This is a genomic window from Bacillus sp. AFS040349 (assembly GCF_002577655.1).
Taxonomy (GTDB): domain Bacteria; phylum Bacillota; class Bacilli; order Bacillales; family Bacillaceae; genus Metabacillus.
This window is the reverse complement of the sequence record NZ_NUMC01000119.1, coordinates 1-18,298: the sequence shown is the minus strand read 5'-3', so window position 1 is coordinate 18,298 and position 18,298 is coordinate 1. Positions and strand designations below refer to the sequence as shown.

The following is an 18,298-nucleotide window of genomic DNA, read 5'->3' as shown; positions in this document are numbered from 1 at the left end:
GATGGGGAAAGCAACAGGATTTTTAGAGTTTAAACGTGAAGAGGCAGCTGAGCGCGACCCTCTCACACGTTTAAATGACTGGAAAGAGTATTCAGCTCCTTTCTCTGAGGAAAAGTTAAGCAGACAAGGGGCGCGCTGCATGGATTGCGCTACTCCTTTCTGTCATATTGGTACTGAGATTAATGGTTTCACTTCAGGATGTCCAATTCATAACTTAATTCCTGAGTGGAATGACTTAGTCTATCGTGGAAGATGGAAGGAAGCATTAGAACGTTTATTGAAAACAAATAACTTCCCTGAATTTACAGGAAGAGTATGTCCTGCACCTTGTGAAGGGTCATGTAACGTAGCAATCTCAGATCCTGCCGTTACAATTAAGAACATTGAAAAAGCGATTATTGATAAAGGCTTTGAAAATGGTTGGATCACTCCGCGTGTTCCAGAAAAATGTACAGGTAAAAAGATTGCAATTGTTGGTTCAGGTCCTGCTGGTTTAGCAGCTGCAGATCAATTAAACCAAGCTGGTCATACAGTGACTGTTTATGAACGTGCAGATCGCCCAGGTGGATTGCTAACATATGGTATTCCTAACATGAAACTTGATAAGGGTATTGTTGAACGACGTGTGAACTTATTAACTCAAGAAGGTATTACTTTTGTCACGAATACTGAAGTTGGAAAAGATATCACGTCTGAACAGTTACGTGAGCAGCATGATGCAGTTATTCTTTGTGTTGGTGCTCAGAAGCAGCGTGATTTGAAGATTGAGGGTCGTGAAGCAAACGGTGTCCACTTTGCAATGGATTATCTTACTGATGTAACAAAAAGCTATCTTAACACAAACTTTGAAGATGGCCAGTTTATCAATGCTGAAGGCAAAGATGTCATCGTAATTGGTGGAGGAGACACAGGTGCTGACTGTGTTGCCTCAGCTATCCGTCAAAATTGTAATAGCGTAGTTCAGTTTGGTAAGCATCCGAAATTACCAATGTCACGTACAAAAGAAAATATGTGGCCAGAAGCTCCTCATGTTTTCACAATGGAATATGCTTATGAAGAAGCAGAAGCTAAGTTTGGTGAAAATCCTCGTCAGTATTGCATCCAAACTACAAAGCTTGTTTCAGATGAAAATGGAAATCTTAAAGAACTTCATACTATTCAAATGGAAAAACTAAAAGATGAAGAAGGTCGTTATTACTTTGAAGAAGTACCAGGATCAGAAAAAGTATGGCCTGCTCAATTAGTGTTCATTGCGATTGGTTTTGAAGGAGCTGAACAACCAGTTCTAAAGCAGTTTGGTGTTGATCAAACAGCTAGAAATGTGGTTGCTGCTAAATATGGTGATTTCCGTACAAATATTGATGGTGTATTTGCCGCTGGTGATGCTCGTCGTGGTCAAAGCTTAATTGTTTGGGCTATTAACGAAGGTCGTGAAGCAGCACGTGAAGTAGATCTGTATTTAATGGGTAGTACAGTATTAGCTTAATTTTCAAATAGATTCTTATTTTTAAGACCTAAAGTCTCGTACTTTAGGTCTTTTGGCATTTATTCCTATTGGACTGCTCTTTTAATCTTTAGTACAATAAAATTTATGTATCCTTCAAATAAGGAGAAGTAAATCTTGAAAAAATACAAAATTCTTATTGGTTATGTTTTGTTTAGTTTTATATGGATTTTAGTTACTGACAATGTTTTGGTTACTATAAATATATCAAAAGAAGCTTTATTAGTATTTCAAAATATCAAGGGCTTTATTTTTGTTTTAATAACAAGTATTTTCATATACTATTTGGTTTTAAAAAGAGAAGCCTATATAACGGAAAAACAAGAAAAGACAAAGCTATCATTGTTAATTAATTCGATGGTTGACTTTGTTAATTTTAAGGATGGAGAAGGCCGGTGGACACGGGCAAATGATTTTGCTTTAAGGCTTTTTCAGATTGAAAACATAGATTATATTGGGAAAAAAGATTCCGAGCTTGCAGAGTATACGGAATTTTATGCTGATGCACTTAGGTATTGTGAAACTTCAGATGAACAGGCTTGGCTAGAAGGAAAACCAAGTAGATGTATTGAAATAATACCAATGCCTGATGGCTCGACAAAAACCTTTGATACGATAAAGATTCCTAGTTTTTATGAAAATGGTGCACGAAAAGAATTAGTTGTTATGGGAAGAGATGTAACAGAAAAGGTAGAGGCTGAAAAGAAGCTTGCTGAAAGTGAACAACGATATAAATCACTGTTTGAATTTAACCCTGAACTTGTTTATATGATCAACCTAGATGGCAAGCTTACTGATGTAAATGAACATTTTGTTCGTTTTACTGGTTTTGATAAAGGGAAATTTATCAATAAATCCGTTTTGACTCTAATAGCAAATAAAGACCATTCTAGAGTTAGAGAGGCATTTAAAAGCGTTATTTATCACAATACACCATGGATTAACGAGGAAATTGAAATGATCCAAAAAGATCGTTCAGTTAAAGTTTTAAGATGTACCTCTGTGCCAATGATTATAAATGAAAAAACTGTAGGGGTTATCGGCTATGCAGTTGACATTACAAAACAAAAAGAAACAGAATTATTGCTTCTAAAATCAGAAAAGTTATCTGTAGTAGGAGAGTTAGCGGCGAGTGTTGCTCATGAGATACGTAATCCTTTAACATCTTTAAAAGGCTTCGTTCAAATGCTTCAGGCAGATTCTAATGAAAATAAACATTATTATAATATAATGCTTGATGAACTAGAACGGATTAACGTCATATCAAGCGAATTATTAGTACTTGCTAAACCTCAAAAAATACAGTTTCAAAAGGTGAATATAAATCATCTCTTAGAAGATGTTCAGCAATTACTAAAATCTGAAGCAAATTTATATGGTGTTACATTGGATGTTGAGGTTAATACTTCCATTCCTTTAATTGATTGTGAGCCAAATCAATTAAAACAACTCTTTATAAATATAATAAAAAATTCAATTGAAGCATCAGCAAATTATGTTACAGTTAAAGTTGGAAAGGTTAACAATCAGAATATTGATGTTACCTTTAAAGATAATGGCTGTGGCATTGATGAAGATCGGTTGCAGCATCTTGGTGAACCATTTTATTCTATGAAAGAAAAAGGGACTGGTCTTGGTCTGACAGTTAGTTATAGAATTGTTGAGTTTCATAAAGGGAAGATTTCATTTAAGAGTGTCGTTAATGAAGGCACTGAGGTGAACGTATTACTTCCTACAACAAAACCCTAATTTTTTAGGGTTTTTTATGTTTTTTAAATAATTGTTTCATTTAAAAACAGAAATAACAAAATCCACACATTTTTTGGGGGTAGGGATAATATATAATAAAAGTTGTATTAGTCTAATTTTTTTAGTGAAATACAAGATTTAGATCATAAATGAACGATTTAATTTATAAAGAAAGGGAGGTTGTGTAAATGGAAAAATCTCGTCGTTTAGAGATATATGACAGGTTGTTTGTTCAAAAAAGGATTTCTCGTTTTCTGATGTCATTTTTACCAGTTTTTGTTGCATTTTGCATTCTAGCATTACTACAATATTTAGAATTATAATCACGCAATATTGTAAATACCGTATATTATTTATGTGCGATTTTATTAAAAGGAGCTGTTAGTAATGACACAATTATACTGTTATCCAATGTGTTATTGTCCGCCTTACTCAAAGGCTGCAAGACAGATTCATACAATTCCTTCCTTTGCTATTTATCCTTCTTCAATAAGACAATACCCAGAAGTAGACCCGACATTGTTAGAGCAATCAGCAAAGTCTATGCAAAAGTTAATGAAAGAAGCTAGTTTAGTTTTAAACAAGTTGGCTGATTCAAAAGATTTTGCTACAAAAGTGATGTCTGCAGCTCAACAATCGAATAAACAAGAAGTGGATAAATTAATTCAATCAACTGGCATTAAATCAAAAGTTAATACTACTTTTAATCCAGATGGAATTAATATGAAACTTTCCTCTGCAGTTGGGGGAGCTGAATGCTGTCACTTAACAATTGCACTTAGGTGGCTTTAATCTCTCTTGAGTAAGGAGCAAAAATTCCTCTATCCTTTTTATATCCTCTAAATATAATCTTTAATGGCTATAGCACTAATAAAGCATTGCTCCTTAGCTACATTATTAACTTCCATTTTTTAACACATCTATCGATTTTTACAATGAATAACAAACCTATTTAGATAAATATTAAGTACAAACATATGAAGAAAAGGAGAATTATTTTGCGAAAAGCTTTCCTCATATTATCTGTATTTATCATTGGATTAATAGGTGTTGTTACATATTTTTCGATAGTAGGATTCCAATATGCCTATCTCCCTCCTGATGAAATTGTTCACAATAAAGAATCAGATAAACTTATCGATGTGAAAAATGTTTCTTACATACAGGATGAGAGTTCTGAAGAGCTTATTGAACTAGGGAAAAAGCTGTTTTATGAAGAAACATTTGGTAATGAAGTATTTTTTTCAGATATTATGGGGATGTTTGATGGAACATTTACTCTAATAAATGTAGGAAAGGCGATAGTAAAGTTAAATGGAAAAGGCACTGATAATTTATTAGTGGAGGCTGCTGAAACAGTAAAAATAGGTGATCGTACGATTGAAAAGGGAGAGTTAATTGAAACAGGACTTGATGTACCAAAAGGAGCTTTCACTCCTCTTGGTGTTAAATTCGTATATGAAAAAGGAAATATTAGAGCGGGGATTAGTTGTGCAGTTTGTCATGCAACTTTAAACGAAGAAAAAGAAGTTGTACATGGAATGACAAATAGTGATTTAGATATAGGTTTACTCGTAGCCATGGCAACTAATTCAGCATCGTATTTTTCACATACAGAGATGGAAAGTATAAAAAAATTTGTTTTAACGGACGATCGGACTGTCGAAAATACAAAGGGGGAAATGGTAGGACTTCCTGATATGAAAGAACTGGAAGAATTTGTTGATAGAGAAGTCATGAAGTGGCCAAAAGGAAGTAATGATACAACCATTGACTTTAAAAATAACCCAGTACAAATTCTAGATGTTTATACTAAAGGTGATCATCCATATGGCTGGAGTGGACAAGGTCAAATTGGTCCGTTTAAAGGATTAAGCGCAGCTATAAACAATGCACATGCTCAAAACATGGATACACTCTCTCAAACAACAATAAGTAACGAAATCTTAAATATAGATAAAGAGCTTTACTTGGGTACTATTTTACAAAACGCAGCTAGGAAAAAGTATCGATATGACCCCGAGTCAGGGGAAAAACCTTCAGAGTTTTTTGCAAAAGTTGATCCAACACCGGAGCTGATGGAGTAAACACTTTAATACCAGCACCCACTTATCCAAGACCTTCTTTTGTAACAAGTGTTGGCTTATTTTCCAGTTCTGATGGTTATAAAGCCTGGGAGCAACAAAATGCAATGTCTGCTTTTATGAATTCTTTGCATCCTCCTAAAACAAATATAAAATCTGATGAAAAAAAAGTAGAAGAGGGAAGAAGGGTTTTTGTAAAAGCAGGATGTATAACATGCCACGGAGGTAATTATTTAACAAATAATAAATTAATACCAGTTGAAGAGATCAAAACAGATACTTCTAGAGCTAAAGGATTTCAAGCAGCGGAGAATTATTTTAGCTTACCTTCCATATATGATCCTAGTACTCCAGTGCCATTACCTGAAAATCCAGTTGTGATGGAAATCCCGTTGACAAAAGAACAAAATGAGCAACTAAGACTTGGGTGGGCGCAAGGTGGAACAAATGGTGCTTATAAAACAACTAGCTTAATTGGTTTAAACTGGAGTGCACCTTATCTGCATGATGGTGGAGTTGCAGTTGGTAAAGACCTTGTGAATGAAGTTGGTGTACCTGGTACTATTTTGAGTAATAAAAAACCTGATCCTCGCAATAGTTTGTTAGCAATGATTGATTCCTCGTTAAGGAAAAAGGTCATTAAGACAAATAATGAAAATCACAATTTAAAAACTGCTCATATAAGTGGAAAAGGCCATGAGTTCTGGGTTGATTCCTCAACAGGATTTACAAAAGAGCAGCAACAAGCACTAATCGATTATTTATTGAAGGTGTCTGATTAAAACTGATGGAGGACAAAGAATGAAGGCAGTCACTTACCAAGGATTTATGGATGTTAAAGTAAAAGAAATGCCAAATCCAGTGATTAAACAAAAAGATGACATTATCGTGAGAGTCACACATACCTCCATCTGTGGCTCTGATCGACACTTTTATCATGGAATGATCCCAAGTATGGGGAAAGATTATATTATTGGACATGAAGCTGTTGGAATTGTTGAAGAAATCGGCTCAGCGGTTCATAAGGTTAAAAAAGGTGACAAGGTAGCAATTCCTTATAATATAGCATGTGGTGAATGTATCAACTGTCAAAATCAACTGGAAAGTCAATGTTTAAAATCAAACCCTGAAGGAGAGATCGGTGGGTGTTATGGCTGTTCAAGATTGTATGGAGATTATAGTGGGAGTCAGGCGGAATATGTACGTGTTCCTTTTGCTAATTTCGGTACCTTTAAAGTGCCGAAAAATAACTCTGTTTCAGATGAAGAACTATTGTTGTTAACAGATGCTCTTTCATCTGCTTATTGGGGTATTAATCAAGCAGGTGTAAAAAAAGGAGATACAGTCATTATATTAGGTTGTGGTCCTATTGGTCTTCTCGCTCAAAAGCTTGCATGGTTTAGAGGAGCTAAACGTGTTATTGCATTAGACTATGTTCCATATCGACTTGAACATTCAAAAAAATGGAATCATACAGAAGTGTTTAATTTTCAGCAACATAAAGACATTGAGCAGCATATAAAAGAAATAACAAAGGGTGGTGCTGATGTTGTAATTGACTGCGTTGGAATGAGTGGTAAAATGACTCCAGCAGAGATGGTGGAAACAGCTCTTCGTTTACAGGGTGGTGCTCTTGGTGCGATCGAACTTGCGAGCCAGCTCGTTCGTACTGGAGGTGTCATTCAATTAATTGGAATATACGGATTAAGATATAATCAATTTCCTTTAGGAGACTTATTTGCAAGAAATATTACCCTGAAAATGGGGTTAGCCTCTGTTATACATATCATGCCGTTTTTGTATGAACTTGTTCAAAGTAAGCAGATTTCTATCAATGATGTTATTACACACACTTTACCTTTAGATAAGGCAGAGCATGCTTACAGGATTTTTAATAGTCATAAAGAGAAATGTTTGAAAATTATTTTAAAGCCTTAAGAAGAGACAATGGATGTCTCTTTTTTTGTTTTGCATAATGTACAGCCCTTATTGAATAAGTAAATGATAAAAGAAGTTAACAAGTTAGTTTTTTAAAAAGAAGGGAGAAAAAAGAGATGCCAAGTGATTTATATAAGGTAGAAGTAGATCAGCCTATTAATGCCATTTGGGAGTTTGTTAGTGTGATGGACCATTGGGCACCACTAGTACCGGGTTATATTGAACATGAAATAATAAACGATTCAGAATCAACTTGGAAATTCAAAACAGATTTAGGTGTAATAAAGAAAAAAATTCATTTAAAAGTCGATATTACCGGCTGGAATGAGCCCAAAAAAGTCATGTTTAACTTAACGGGTATAAATGAGAAGATCATTGGAAATGGTTACTTTGAAGCGGAGGAAATCTCAGCAAATAAAACAATGATGTTGGGGTATCTTGATATCACACCTGAAGGAAAAATGGCAAAAATGATAAATTCTAAATTGAAGAAAAGTTTATCGGAAATTACACAAGAATTAACAGAAGCTATTGTAGAAAAAATTGAAAAAAAGGAAAATGTTCTTCGTTAATATTGAAATGCTAAAACCAAAAACAGAAGCAAGATGTTTGTCTCTGTTTTTGGTCTTACATAATAAAATTAGAATATTATAGGATAATTTGAAGGATATTTGAAATATTGTCTGACCGCAAGAGAAATTCCTTTAGCAATTGTTGTTGTCATCGTATAGATAAGGTGTAAGTTTGTATGAAACAACGAAGAATGCAGGGAGGAATCTTTTTCTTGAATAACACCCATAATACTGCAATCTCCAATAGAAGGGAGTATTTTCCCTAGTCCCTCTCCTGGTCGTAATGCCCCTTTTCGAATAACAATGGAATTTACGATTTTTCTCGAACCAAGTACACTGTCAATAGCAATTATAAAGCTATTATTAGGCAGAGAGATGCTTCCGTACTCTTTTTCTAACGTTAATGCATCCAATGGGAATTGCAGGTTTCCTAAGACTGTTAAATGGTCTGGGAATTTTTCATTCAAAAGAGTTCCAACAAAGGGACCTAGACTATCACCGCTAATTTGATTTGAGCCAATTCCAATAACATATATATGCTCTGTACCTTTTGGAATAAGAGTAAATAAAGAGTTTCGTATATATAATGGAGCTAACTTATCATTATATGGAAAAATTCCATCTAACATTGAATTCTTAATAGTTGAACATTGATCTATCATAAATCCCCCTCCCACATCCCTAAAAATTAAACGGTAACAAATTGATTCATATTCATAAAAAAATCTTTTAAGTGACAATTCTGTAAAATGTATTAACTTTCCTCCTTGACATTGATAAAATAAATTAGTAAATTTTAACATTTTCAATCATGTTGAGTAAGATAATCCTTTTCAACACATTCATACTTAGAATAAACTAGATTAACCTGTATAGAGTAAATCAGGAGCATATACATGATCGATGTGAACATGATATGATTTACATAACAATGTTATAAGAGAGGTTCTATATATGAAAATAGCATTTATTTCAGATATTCACGGAAATGCGGTTGCTCTTGAAGCTGTCTTACGGGATATAAAAAAGAAGGAAATTGATAAAGTATATGTATTAGGGGACATTTGTTATCGTGGACCTGAACCGGAGAAATCATTATCTTTAGTACGTAATTTACATACAAAGGTCATAAAGGGAAATGCAGATGAATGGGTTGTTCGGGGAGTTAATGAAGGAGAAGTAGCTGCTCAAGCTCTTGAGATGATGAATAGAGAGAGAGACTGGACTTTTGAACGATTGCAATCAGCAGATATTGACTATTTAAATACACTCCCACATTCTCTTGCAATAGAAGAAAATGGGGTTAAAATACATGCATTTCATGCAACACCAAGCAGTTTATTTGATATTGTATCACCTGAGGCGGAAGAAGAATACATAAAAGAAAAACTAATGTCTAAAGTTGATTCACATATTTATGTTTATGGTCACATTCATAAACCATATATACGATACATAAACGGTAGAGTAGTTATGAATATAGGCAGTACTGGTCTTCCATTTGATGGTTTAACAAAAGCTTCCTATGGCTTGCTTAAGGTAAATGAAAGTGGAATTAGTACATCGATTGAGCGGGTTGATTATGATGTTGAAATGGTTATAAAACAATATCAAGATTCAGGATATCCTAATGCTGAGATGATGATAAATATTTTAAGAAATGCAAGCTTATAGGGTTGATTATTTCTTGGGAAAGCGCATAACTTGACATTTTAATACATGAGTGTCGGAATATAGAGGAAGAATTTGCTAGTTAAAACTTACTCCTAAAAAGAACCAAGAAAAGGACCAATCTCTAAATGGAATGATCCTTTTTTCTTGGTTACTTAATTACCACAATAAGAAAGGAAGTAAAGTAAGAGCAGTAAATCCGCCATAAGGATATCTTACAAAAGGCCTTCTTCTGAATGGACGTGGACCGTAAAAAGGTCTTGGAGCAAAAAATCCATATCCATATTCACTTTGATTTTCAGGGGAATGATATTCTTCTATTTCAATCCCGTTGTCATCAATATTTGCTACTCTTCCAACAACCCATTGATTTTCTTTATTTTTAAAACGTACCATCTTACCTTCATATTGCTTTTTCATTTCATTGATGTTTGACATCATTAGCACTCCTTTTAATGGAATGCTATAGTGTATGAAGACATATCTTTTTTGATAGGGCTAATTACTAGATTAATTTGTCTATTTATTAAAAGTACCTAATAAACAAGATGTTCTACTTTACAAATTAATCAATAAATTGAACAATATCTTCCATCGCTTTTCTTGTTTTTGGTCGAGGATCTTTTGCGCGATATCCGAACGAAACCATTACGGAAACAGCTAGATGACCATCTTCTAATAACTCTTCCTCTTCTAATATTTTTTGGACTTTATCAAAATCAAATCCTTCGATTGGGCATGAATCAATCCCTATTAAAGCTGCTGCCGTCATCATATTTGCCAATGCAATATACGTTTGTTTACTTGCCCAGTCAAACATTGTTCGATCATTTTCTAGTAGCTTGAGATCATGTTCCTGAAAGTTTTTATAGCGCTCTTTAATTTGATCAAACAATTCTAGTGGGAATTTTTTTACGTTTAGCATCTGATTTTTCACATAATCTGAATCGTATTTTGTATCTTTTATTGTTCTTGCAAGGATAATTACAAAATGGCTCGCAGTTGGGAGCTGTCCTTGTGCCCCCCATGAAACTTCTCTTAACTTCTCTCTTAACTCTGGGTTTTGTACAACAAGAAATTTCCAAGGTTCATATCCAACTGAGCTTGGGGATAGCCTCGCAGTTTCCAGTATATAGCGAAAATCATCTTCTGATATTGTTTTATTTGGATCAAATTCTTTTGTTGCATGACGTGAGCGAAATGCTTCAAGAATAGTTTCTTTTGTCATAGTTTTTTCTGTCATGATTAAATATCCTCCTTTTATGTATTTCACGTAAAAAAGTATAGATGATAGGACGAGAATTGAAAAATAGTTTGCTCAAATAATAAAAAGGTCTAGCTATTTAAGTCTGAATGAATTGATATAACATTGATATTTCTTCTTGATGAGTAATTCCTTCATCTGAAGGGGTCTCTAGAACAAAGGGAATATCTGAAAGATTAGGTAACTGAAATAGATTTTTAAAGCACTCTTTTTCAATGTATCCATTTTTAAATATATTCGCATGGCGATCTTTACCGGAGCCAAGTTCATACTTAGAATTATTTAGATGGACTGCTTTTAGGGAATTTATATAGCCCAATTCTGATGCTTTGCCCCACAATTCTTCTTGATTCTTTCCGGACCAAAGTCCACTTGCATAAGCATGACAGGTATCTAAACAAAATCCAATTTTTTCAGGATAATCGGTTAAATTCCGAACCTGGACAAGTTCCTCTAATGTTGTGCCTAGTGCTCCTGATTTCCCTGCGTTATTCTCGAGTAAAATAAGAGTTTGTCCGTTCCACTTCCTTAGAATAAGATTAAGCATCTCAATCATTAATTGATAACTGGCGAGTGGGTCAGTTTTACTAATTTGACTTCCAAAATGAACAACGACTCCAATTGAGCCACAACAATCAGCAATTTCTAAGTCATTAAGAAGAGAATCAATTGTTAGGTCTTTTTTATCTATTGAAGGTGTTAAGCTTGTTGGATAAGGGGTGTGAGCAATTGAGACAAGATTGTTTTCAACACAAAATTCATGACAGAGGTTTGCGTCTTGCCGATTAAATTCCTTCACAGTTAAACTTCTTGGATTTTTAGGGAAATATTGAAATGCTTTGCCACCAATGCTATCCATATATTTAGCTGCAGCAAAATACCCATTCCGAATACTAACATGGCTGCCAAATTTCATATAAGCTCCTATCTTTTAAAAAGTTTTTATTTTCCTCAAGGCTTAATTCATAAGGAAAAGCTTAAAGCAGTAATCGTTATAAATCTATACAAAAGTATCTTTTTATTATTTTTAAAATAATTAACTTTATTCTCAAATAGAATAGTAAGAACGGTATGCATTCCTTGAAGCAACGTTTGAGGAGAGAATCGTATGAGTTGAAATAAAAGTTAGTTAAGAATAACCTTGAAGAGTAGGATATAAGTTAACTTAGTTAAAATTTCATTTGAGAAATGAGAAAAGGAGGGCTTTTTTGGATCAACAATTTAATACAAACGGAATTGCATTACATAAAGAAAAGATTTGGACACGGGATTTTGTATTGATTTGTTTATCAAACTTTTTCATCTTTCTCGGGTTTCAGATGACTTTACCAACTATTCCTCTTTTTGTTAAGGAGCTTGGCGGAAATGATCAGTTAATAGGAGTTGTTGTTGGAATTTTTACATTTTCTGCATTACTTGTAAGATCATATGCTGGTCACACTTTGGAATCAAAAGGAAGAAAGTTTGTTTATTTAACCGGTTTAATTATTTTTATCATTTCTGCAGGCTCGTTCGGATTTCTGCCTACTATTGCTTTTTTATTTTTTATGAGAGTTATTCAAGGTATTGGCTGGGGTTTTTCAACTACAGCATCTGGCACAATTGCTAGTGATATTATCCCTCCTAAGCGACGTGGAGAAGGTATGGGTTATTATGGTTTATCAGGTAATATCGCTTTGGCTTTTGGTCCTTCTCTAGGCCTCAGTTTGGCAGGAATGATAACATTTAAACAATTATTTCTTATTTGTGCTTTCTTAGGGATTGTAGCATTAATTCTGTCTTCACGAATACAGTATAAACAGGTGGAAAAGTCACAGCAAACAACAAAGAAAGATAAATGGGATTTTTATGAAAAAAGTGCACTTCAGCCAGCTATGCTTTTGTTTTTTATTACTGTAACATTTGGAGGAATTGCATCTTTCTTACCTTTATATGCTGAACAAAAGGGGATATTAGGGATTCAATGGTATTTCCTTGTATTTGCTATTGCACTAATGGCATCAAGAACGTTCGCAGGAAAAATATATGATCGTAAAGGTCATCAGGCTGTTTTTATTCCTGGAGCTATATTCATTATGATCGCAATGATCTTGTTGTCATGGCTCCCAAGCACAACCATTTTATTAACAGCTGCAGTATTGTATGGAATTGGATTTGGTTCTGTTCAACCGGCACTTCAAGCATGGTCAATTGAAAAAGCACCTAAAAATAGGAGAGGGATGGCAAATGCAACTTTTTTTTCATCCTTTGATCTTGGTGTTGGAATTGGTGCACTCTTGTTTGGGCAAATTGGTCATGTTTATGGTTATCATACAATTTACCAAACATCAGCTATTTCAGTTAGTGTCTCAATTATTTTATATATTGTACTTCTTGTCAAAAAGACAAAAAGCTAGTATGTTGGAAAACCTACCATCCTATTGGTGGGTAAAGGGTTGTCTTAAATAATGTGTAAGATTTTCTCACAAATACCTTTTAATGCATGAATTTTCTGATAATATTGATTTAAAGAGATTATTCGGAAGAAGGTTGATCATATGACAGTAATAGAATTAAGAGAAAATATTATTAAAAAAGTAGCGGAAGATTTTAATATATCGCTCGAACAGGCAAAGGACCTTATTAATAGCAGCTTTGAAATCGGGGAGCCTGAATAATACAAAAAACACTGAAAAAGTGGCTTATATTGCTTTCAGTGTGAAGTGTTTTTAGAAAACGACAAGATGGAAGATTGGGAATGCTGGTGTAACAAAAGTTACTGTGAAAAAGCAGATATTACTATAAATGTTAATTCTAATTCCCGATCTATCGAAAAAGACATCTAGATTTGTGATGTCTTTTTCTGTGTGATTTTTTATAAAATTCTGTAAATTATTCTTGTTGGAAAACGCTTTCTATTGGTAAAGTAATGAAGAGATCGGAAAATAACATACAAAACCGGGGGCGTTTCTTTGGATAAGACGAAATCATATCTTGATAAAAAAGTGATATCAATGGGTACTGTGTGTGAATTGACCGGGTTATCAGAAAGAAGAATCCGTTATTATGAGGAAAGAAAATTAATTTTTCCAGATCGTACATCAACTGGATTTCGTAAATATTCTTTTTCTGATATTGAGAAATTAATGGACATTGCTGAAAAAGTGGAGGAAGGCGTTCAAACCGATGAAATCCGTAGAGACTACAAAAAGAAAGAAACTGATGCCGATCTAAAGAAAAAAATGATTCGCGGTCAATTAAACTCACATTTTCAAAGAAGTGGCTTTAAGTAAGAAAAAATGTAATCATTTAATTTAGGATGCTCAACAAACAGCATTCTTTTTTCTATGGGGATATACAAATGTATGATGAAAGTATAAACAACAGGAAAAAACTCGAATGATTCATTTTAAGCTTAACTGTCCATTTTTAGAAAAACTATTAAAATTCAACTATTTCCAAAAATCTAAAACTTCATTATTCCCGTATAACGTTTAGTTATGATACACTTATTTTCAGAAAAATGAGAACTTGCGAAATAAGTGGGGGATAAAATGACAATTACATTATCAAATAAAATGAGCTTTTTTAAGCCTTCTATTTTTAGTGAGCTTGCTCAATATAAACAGAGAAAAATAAGTGAAGGTGCACCGATTATTGATTTAAGTATTGGTAGCCCGGATTTGGCTCCACCATCTTTTATTACCAATTCTTTATCTGAAGAAGTGTTGAAAGCAGATCAATATGGCTATTCTTTATCTGGAACTAATGAGTTTAATAGAGCAGTTTCTTCTTTTTATAATAGAAACTATAAAGTGGAGTTGGATTCAATTGAAGAGATACTATTATTAATGGGATCTCAGGACGGACTTGTTCATTTTCCGATGGTTTTTGCAAATCCAGGAGATGTGATTTTAGTACCGGATCCAGGTTATACTGCATACGCTGCTGGAATTGCGATGGCAGGGGCAACTCCTTATTTTATGCCGTTGAAAAAGGAAAAGAATTTTTTACCAGATTTATCAATTATTCCTTCTGAGGTGGCTGAAAAAGCGAAATTGATGATCTTGAATTTTCCTGGTAATCCGGTTCCCGCATTAGCTGATATAGAATTTTTTGAAAAAGCTGTTGCATTTGCTAAAAAATTCAATATACTAGTTCTACATGATTTTGCTTACTCTGAGCTTTATTTTGAAGGAAAGAAGCCAGTAAGTTTTCTTTCGATCGAAGGAGCAAAAGACATTGGAGTTGAAATGTCTTCATTCTCTAAAAACTATAATATGGCAGGTACTCGAATTGGCTTTCTCGCCGGTAATAAAGATGTGGTACAAGCTATGAATCAATTAAAAAGCAATTTGGATTATGGTGTGTTTTTACCTATTCAAAAGGCTGCAATCCGTGCTCTGGAAGAGGGTGCTCACTTTTGTGAAGAAAGTAGAAAGGTGTACCAAGAACGCCGTGATACTTTGATTGAAGGTTTAAATGAGTTAGGTTGGACCATAACAAAGCCTGATGCAGGTATGTTTATTTGGGCTGAAGTTCCTAAGGGGTTCAGTTCGACGGAGTTTACTTATGAACTAATTGACAAAGCACATGTTGTTGTAACACCTGGACATGCATTTGGACCAACTGGTGAAGGTTATGTAAGGATTGCTCTTGTTCAGGATGTAGAAAAGTTAAAAAAGGTTATTACCTCAATAAAGAATGCGAATATTTTGTAGATTCTCAAAAATACAAATTGTGAAGGACCCAAGTTTTTTAACAACAATAAAAGAACTTTAATAACAATAGAAGATGTGGAATAGGATATTTTATAGAAAAGAGTGGGGGGCTTCCCGCTCTTTTTTCATAGATCATATGCCTCGAATAAAAATTTTTCTATAGAAAAATAACTTTAATATTGGGCTGAAATAATATTTTTATTGATTATTTTGAATCTTTTGTCGAAAAACAGTTGTTAACTGCTCCATGAAAGTTATAAAATAGTGAAATATAGAAAGTTTGATTAGATACCTTTTCTAATATGATCAGAGGTTATTTCTAGGAAAAGATAACTTCTTTAAATTTTGTTGATTGGGAGAGTTTAAAATGATGACAAAAACAAAAATTGATGTAACACTTAGTGCAACACGAAAAGAAAAGCCCAAATCAGATCAGTTGGAGTTTGGCCGCGTTTTTACTGATCATATGTTTGTAATGGATTATAGCCCGGCAAAAGGATGGCATGACCCTAAAATTGTTCCGTATGAACCAATTACACTTAGCCCAGCTTCGATGGTCTTCCACTACGGGCAAACAGTATTTGAAGGGTTAAAGGCATATCGTACGAAAGAAGATAAAGTATTATTGTTCAGACCTGAGAAAAATATGGAAAGACTTAATTTATCAAATGATCGACTTTGTATTCCTCGAATTGATGGCGAGTTTGTCATTGAGGCCCTAAAACAGCTTGTTTCGATTGAAAAGGATTGGATTCCTACTGCAGAAGGAACTTCTCTTTATATTAGACCATTTATTATCCCAACAGAGTATTACTTAGGGGTAGCTCCATCGAAGTTTTACCGATTTATGATTATTCTTTCTCCTGTAGGTTCGTATTATAAAGAAGGAATTCATCCGGTAAAAATATACGTTGAGAACCATTACGTTCGTGCTGTTGAAGGTGGAACAGGGAAAGCTAAAACCGGCGGTAACTACGCTTCAAGCCTAAGAGCCCAAGAAGAGGCTGCGCAAAAGGGCTACTCACAAGTTTTATGGTTAGATGGAGTTGAGAAGAAATATATAGAAGAAGTAGGAAGTATGAATATTTTCTTTAAAATTAATGGGGAAGTTGTTACACCTGAAGTGAATGGCAGTATTTTAGAGGGAGTAACAAGAAAATCAATCCTAGAATTACTAAGATCATGGGAAACCCCTGTTTCTGAGCGAAAAATATCAATGGAAGAAGTGTATCAGGCATATAAAGATGGACAATTAGAAGAGGCTTTTGGTACTGGTACTGCAGCTGTTATTTCTCCAATTGGTGAATTCTTATATGACGATAATAAAATTGTAATTAATAACGGAGAAACTGGTGAATTATCTAAAAAACTTTATGATACATTAACTGGCATACAAAAAGGTACGAAGCAGGATCCATTTAATTGGGTTACTGAAATTATATAAATCATTCAAAAGGTTAATTCAACAAACTATCCCGCTTTTTTTATGTAGCCACTCACTTTGCAAAACGGGAACTATTGTTGAATTGGCCTTTTTTGTATTAGACAAGAAAGAATTTGGAAAAAATATGAAACATTTTCCCTTAATTAAACGTCTTACTAATGAGAAGAATATTAATTCACTTCATATATAATGTTCAGGAAATTTTTAACAAAAATTAGGATATTTTCATTAAATACAAAATATATATGAGTGAATAAAATAAGTGGTAAAGAAAATTTAATGGGAAATGTGGGAGAGTTATGCGTAAGAAATATGTTTCAACGTTGATTTTCTTGTTCATGATGACGGGTTGTAGTTCGAATGTAGTTAATGGCAATGAAAAAGATGAACCTTTACCAGTGAAGAGCTTGGCAATGAATAGTTTTCAATTAGCAGAGAAACAAGTGGAATTTCAAGTTCAATTGCTACATCCTGAAACACAAAAAATATTATATTCCTTTTCACCTTCACTAAATCAAAAGTCGGAAGCTTATGAGGAAGAAGTAAGGCTTATTGCGAATGATTTAGCTGAGAGTCTTGATCAACCGATGATACCAGTGAAGTATACGAGCAACGGTGGTTTAACAGAAGGAACAAGTCGTGTTCTATTAGATGAAGAAAAATTAGTTGATATGTTATTGAATGTTCATGCGCTTGATAAAACATTAGATCTACCTATAGAAGTGATGTCGCCGAATGTATCAGCAGAAACTGTAAAAAATATTGACGAAGTAGTTATTGGCCATTATAAAACATCTTTTAATCCTAACGTAACAGGTCGCTCACAAAATATATTTTTATCAGCAAATGAGATTAATCAAATTGTATTGGGTCCAGGCGATCGCTTTTATTTTAATTTAGTTGTTGGTGAACGTACTGCAGCAAAAGGTTATCAAAAAGCAAAAGAAATTGTAGATAAAGAATTTGTTGAAGGAATCGGTGGGGGAATTTGTCAAACTTCCTCTACTTTATATAATGCAGTTGCAAATGCAGGATTGGAAGTTTTAGAAGTTAACTCACACTCAAGATCTGTTGGGTATGTTCCTACCGGGAAGGATGCAACAGTGTCCTGGGGAGGTCCAGATTTTAAATTTATGAATAACAAAGACTTCCCAGTTATGATTAAAACATTTGTGAATAAACAGTCTGGAACAATAGAGGTTCAAGTAGTTGCTTCAAAGGATGATGCATCGAAGGTTTAATCGCTTAACAAAAACTGGTTTGTTTCACAGAGGCCACTGAAAATCTGACGATTTTAAAGATTATTCATGTGAGTTTAAAAAGAGCCGACTTTAATTCCTAAAAAAGGAAAAAAAGTCGGCTCTTTCTTTGC

General features: G+C 33.9%; 18 protein-coding genes. 14 read left to right on the top strand and 4 right to left on the bottom strand.

Annotated features, from left to right (window positions below; all coding sequences use genetic code 11):
- The first annotated feature begins 1 nt into the window (after position 1).
- The 8 genes from gltD (at position 2) to COD11_RS21675 (ending at position 7,847) form a co-directional block, all read left to right on the top strand.
- Positions 2 to 1,486: a glutamate synthase small subunit gene (gene gltD, locus COD11_RS21705; RefSeq protein ID WP_098798997.1), complete on the top strand. Its 1,485-nt coding sequence runs from the start codon at positions 2 to 4 to the stop codon at positions 1,484 to 1,486.
- A gap of 135 nt (positions 1,487 to 1,621) precedes the next feature.
- Positions 1,622 to 3,253 carry a PAS domain-containing sensor histidine kinase gene (locus COD11_RS21700; RefSeq protein ID WP_098798996.1) on the top strand — a complete coding sequence of 544 codons (1,632 nt, stop codon included), beginning with the start codon at positions 1,622 to 1,624 and terminating at the stop codon, positions 3,251 to 3,253.
- A 188-nt stretch (positions 3,254 to 3,441) separates the two neighbouring features.
- On the top strand, positions 3,442 to 3,576 hold the full coding sequence (locus COD11_RS27720; protein WP_255301671.1) for a hypothetical protein: 135 nt from the start codon (positions 3,442 to 3,444) through the stop codon (positions 3,574 to 3,576).
- Between the two features lie 64 nt (positions 3,577 to 3,640).
- On the top strand, positions 3,641 to 4,045 hold the full coding sequence (locus tag COD11_RS21695) for a YuzC family spore coat inner layer protein (RefSeq protein WP_098798995.1): 405 nt from the start codon (positions 3,641 to 3,643) through the stop codon (positions 4,043 to 4,045).
- A 206-nt stretch (positions 4,046 to 4,251) separates the two neighbouring features.
- On the top strand, positions 4,252 to 5,340 hold the full coding sequence (locus tag COD11_RS21690) for a hypothetical protein (protein WP_098798994.1): 1,089 nt from the start codon (positions 4,252 to 4,254) through the stop codon (positions 5,338 to 5,340).
- A gap of 104 nt (positions 5,341 to 5,444) precedes the next feature.
- Positions 5,445 to 6,119, top strand: coding sequence for a hypothetical protein (locus tag COD11_RS21685; RefSeq protein ID WP_098798993.1), 675 nt, complete (start codon positions 5,445 to 5,447; stop codon positions 6,117 to 6,119).
- A gap of 19 nt (positions 6,120 to 6,138) precedes the next feature.
- The gene (locus COD11_RS21680; RefSeq protein ID WP_098798992.1) at positions 6,139 to 7,275 is read left to right on the top strand and encodes an alcohol dehydrogenase catalytic domain-containing protein; all 1,137 of its coding nucleotides are present in this window, start codon (positions 6,139 to 6,141) and stop codon (positions 7,273 to 7,275) included.
- Positions 7,276 to 7,391: 116 nt separating this feature from the next.
- Positions 7,392 to 7,847 carry an SRPBCC family protein gene (locus COD11_RS21675; RefSeq protein ID WP_098798991.1) on the top strand — a complete coding sequence of 152 codons (456 nt, stop codon included), beginning with the start codon at positions 7,392 to 7,394 and terminating at the stop codon, positions 7,845 to 7,847.
- Positions 7,848 to 7,915: 68 nt separating this feature from the next.
- Here the strand turns inward: COD11_RS21675 and yyaC are convergent, their stop codons facing one another.
- Positions 7,916 to 8,509 carry a spore protease YyaC gene (gene yyaC, locus COD11_RS21670; RefSeq protein ID WP_231307676.1) on the bottom strand — a complete coding sequence of 198 codons (594 nt, stop codon included), beginning with the start codon at positions 8,507 to 8,509 and terminating at the stop codon, positions 7,916 to 7,918.
- A gap of 292 nt (positions 8,510 to 8,801) precedes the next feature.
- On the opposite strand from yyaC, the gene COD11_RS21665 reads away from it, so the two are divergent.
- Positions 8,802 to 9,521, top strand: coding sequence for a metallophosphoesterase family protein (locus tag COD11_RS21665; RefSeq protein ID WP_098798990.1), 720 nt, complete (start codon positions 8,802 to 8,804; stop codon positions 9,519 to 9,521).
- Positions 9,522 to 9,677: 156 nt separating this feature from the next.
- Here the strand turns inward: COD11_RS21665 and COD11_RS21660 are convergent, their stop codons facing one another.
- The 3 genes from COD11_RS21660 to COD11_RS21650 all read right to left on the bottom strand — a co-directional run bounded on the left by COD11_RS21660 (position 9,678) and on the right by COD11_RS21650 (position 11,698).
- Complete coding sequence (locus tag COD11_RS21660) at positions 9,678 to 9,956, bottom strand: hypothetical protein (RefSeq protein WP_098798989.1); 279 nt, start codon at positions 9,954 to 9,956, stop codon at positions 9,678 to 9,680.
- A gap of 127 nt (positions 9,957 to 10,083) precedes the next feature.
- The gene (locus COD11_RS21655; protein WP_098798988.1) at positions 10,084 to 10,761 is read right to left on the bottom strand and encodes an NAD(P)H-dependent oxidoreductase; all 678 of its coding nucleotides are present in this window, start codon (positions 10,759 to 10,761) and stop codon (positions 10,084 to 10,086) included.
- Between the two features lie 100 nt (positions 10,762 to 10,861).
- Complete coding sequence (locus tag COD11_RS21650) at positions 10,862 to 11,698, bottom strand: deoxyribonuclease IV (RefSeq protein WP_098798987.1); 837 nt, start codon at positions 11,696 to 11,698, stop codon at positions 10,862 to 10,864.
- Positions 11,699 to 11,990: 292 nt separating this feature from the next.
- Here COD11_RS21650 and COD11_RS21645 point away from each other — a divergent pair, with 292 nt between their 5' ends.
- The 5 genes from COD11_RS21645 (at position 11,991) to COD11_RS21625 (ending at position 18,167) form a co-directional block, all read left to right on the top strand.
- Complete coding sequence (locus COD11_RS21645) at positions 11,991 to 13,178, top strand: MFS transporter (protein ID WP_231307675.1); 1,188 nt, start codon at positions 11,991 to 11,993, stop codon at positions 13,176 to 13,178.
- A 555-nt stretch (positions 13,179 to 13,733) separates the two neighbouring features.
- A complete protein-coding gene (locus COD11_RS21640) occupies positions 13,734 to 14,054 on the top strand; it encodes a MerR family transcriptional regulator (RefSeq protein WP_304362989.1) in 321 nt (106 codons plus the stop codon).
- A gap of 261 nt (positions 14,055 to 14,315) precedes the next feature.
- Positions 14,316 to 15,482 carry an LL-diaminopimelate aminotransferase gene (locus tag COD11_RS21635; protein ID WP_098798986.1) on the top strand — a complete coding sequence of 389 codons (1,167 nt, stop codon included), beginning with the start codon at positions 14,316 to 14,318 and terminating at the stop codon, positions 15,480 to 15,482.
- 370 nt (positions 15,483 to 15,852) lie between these two features.
- Positions 15,853 to 16,926, top strand: coding sequence for a branched-chain amino acid aminotransferase (locus COD11_RS21630; protein ID WP_098799006.1), 1,074 nt, complete (start codon positions 15,853 to 15,855; stop codon positions 16,924 to 16,926).
- Positions 16,927 to 17,225: 299 nt separating this feature from the next.
- Positions 17,226 to 18,167, top strand: a complete 942-nt coding sequence (locus COD11_RS21625; RefSeq protein ID WP_098798985.1) for a VanW family protein — start codon at positions 17,226 to 17,228, stop codon at positions 18,165 to 18,167.
- Positions 18,168 to 18,298: the final 131 nt, after the last annotated feature.